The organism is Streptomyces sp. NPDC031274 (assembly GCF_055570235.1).
In genome coordinates this window covers 1-2242 of the sequence record NZ_JBVIHP010000099.1, presented here as the reverse complement: position 1 = coordinate 2242, position 2242 = coordinate 1, and the positions used below count along the sequence as shown (strand labels likewise).

Below are 2242 nucleotides of genomic sequence, written 5' to 3'. Positions count from 1 at the left end.
CTGGTATGTCGTGGCGAGGAGACCGGACAGGTCGCTCGAGCCGGGGCTTTCGCTGATGGCCTGCCGTAGCTGCCCGATCAGAACGGGCAGCGTGCCCTCCAATTGCGTGTAATCGCAGGTGCAGAAGAGACGTCGTACGCCTGCGACTTGGTCGCGCAGGCTCTGGAGATCCGGCACCGGTTCGGCAGTCACACGGGCTGCTCCGGGCAGCAGCGACTGGACCAGGTCCTGGTGGGCGGTGCCGGGGATGGTCGGGGCCGCGAGCGCAGCGATGCCAGCGGCGAGAACGGTACGGCGGCGCATGTCCTCTGTCTCGGGGTCGCAGGGGCTGATGTCCGAAGCGGCGGCGAGGCCGAGGCGGTGCGGCGGAATCGCCAACACCTGCGCGACCTTGCGCAGCATGCGGACGTCCTCCGTGCCTCTGCCTGCTTCCAGGCGGCTCACCTTGGACTGGTGATAGCCCAGGGCGGAGGCGACATCCTTCTGCGAGCACCGCTGTAATACGCGTGCTTGACGGATCACTTCACCGATCCGTCTCGCTTCACTTTGCGCTTCGGCCATCTGTGCCACGGCTCCTCCTGCCGTCGCCGATCCTGCCTGCTCAACCGAGCGTAATGGACTGACAGTTCACCGTGATGCAGCTCCTGCATAGACGATGCAGCACCAGCACATGTGCTGGTTCGAGAGGCCCGTGCGGCGGTTGCGTGGAGTGGCCGTACCGATCCAGGAGGCCGCTCATGGAAGCGCACCACATCCGGATTTCCGTCTCCGGCTCGCCTGCCGGCGCCGCGACCGCACGCCAGCAGATCGCGGATGAGATACGGGATTGGGGAGCCTTCCTGGGGTCTGAACTCCTGCATGCGGCAGAGGAGCTGATCACGAACGCGGTTCGGCACGCACACGAAGGCCCGATCACGGCCGACGCCGACCTGCACGAGAAGGCGCTGCGGATCGCTGTGGTCGACACCAGCTCCGAGATCCCCGAAGTCTGTCTGCCGGATGCGGAGGGGGAAGACGGCCGTGGTCTGTTCCTCGTCGCCGCGCTCTCGGATCGTCACGGATTCGAACCGCTTCCTTCCGGCAAGCGCTGCTGGGCCGAGTTCGAGTTCAGCGCCCCGCCCCCAGTCCTCGCAACACACCGTCCCCAGCAGAGGAGTCGACTGTTGCCTGCCGTACGGATTCCCCCAGTCGCGGCCGAAGTGGTCGCAGTGCGACCGAGTGTTCCGCTTACCGGGGCAGTGACCGTCGACGGATCGAAGAACGCAGCCCTGCCCCTGCTGGCCGCCGCTGCGGCGATGCACCGCCCGGTGTACCTGAGCAATGTCCCGGCGAACACGGATGTCGAGACGATGCTCACCCTTCTCCAGCAGGCGGGCTGGCACGCGGCCCGTCCGGTCAGCGATCCGCACACCACGGTGATCTTGCCGAGCGACAAACCGCAGCCGGATCCGGACCCCGAGGTCGCTGCACGCATCCGGGCTTCGTACTACCTGGTCCCGGCGCTGCTCGGTGCTTACGGACGGGCCCGCTTGCCGTGGCCGGGCGGCTGCGCCATCGGGCAGCGCGGGATGGAGCAGCACTTCAAGGTGTACGAGCGCTTCGGTGACCGCACGACCGTCGATGACCACGGCTACGTCGTCGAGGCAGCCACGGGTGAACGCGGCACGGTGTCGATCATGCTGCCCTTCCGGTCCCGCGGAGCGAGCATCGCTGCTGTCCTGCGCGCGGTCGTTGCCGGACGGCCGCTACGCCTGGGCCAACCGAATCTGTCGCCCGAAGTGCTCAGTGTCGTAGAGGCGTTGAAGACCGCCGGGTGGGAGTGCCGGATCACCGAGAGCGCCCTCACGCTCCAGCCGCCTCGGTCCGTCACCGACGACACGCTCGCGTGGAGGGTGCCCGGCGACAAGATCGAGGCCGGCACCTTGGCCTGCGCGGTCGCGGTGAGCGGGGGCAACGCACACATCGTCGGTGTCCGCAGCGACGACGTCGCGCCCCTCGTCAGCGCGCTGCGCTGGCTCGGTGTACCCGCCGAGGCGCAGGACGGCACCCTCGCCGTCCAGGCCGAGGACGCCCAGCCCACCAGCCGGCCGCTGCGAGCCATCGCCTCCCTGTCCCCCGGCGGCCTGGACGCGGACTTCGAACCACCGCTGATGGCCCTGGCGCTCACCCTTCCCGGCACCCACCTATTCTCCGACGACATCAATCCCGGCCGCCACGGCAACCTGCTGCCCCAGCTCGTCCG

Annotated in this window: 2 protein-coding genes and 1 pseudogene; 2 read left to right on the top strand and 1 reads right to left on the bottom strand. The window is 68.4% G+C overall.

The features are described from left to right. Nucleotides 1-561 (bottom strand): helix-turn-helix domain-containing protein (locus ACZ5CR_RS43820; protein ID WP_468868860.1); only part of this gene is annotated, 561 nt, incomplete at its 3' end. A 74-nt stretch (nucleotides 562-635) separates the two neighbouring features. Here ACZ5CR_RS43820 and ACZ5CR_RS43815 point away from each other — a divergent pair. Both ACZ5CR_RS43815 and ACZ5CR_RS43810 read left to right on the top strand, forming a co-directional pair. Beyond that, nucleotides 636-1004 (top strand): annotated as a pseudogene (locus tag ACZ5CR_RS43815) (ATP-binding protein); the annotation flags it as partial. Between the two features lie 195 nt (nucleotides 1005-1199). After that, nucleotides 1200-2242: UDP-N-acetylglucosamine 1-carboxyvinyltransferase (locus ACZ5CR_RS43810; protein ID WP_468868857.1), on the top strand; the 1043-nt coding region annotated here is incomplete at its 3' end.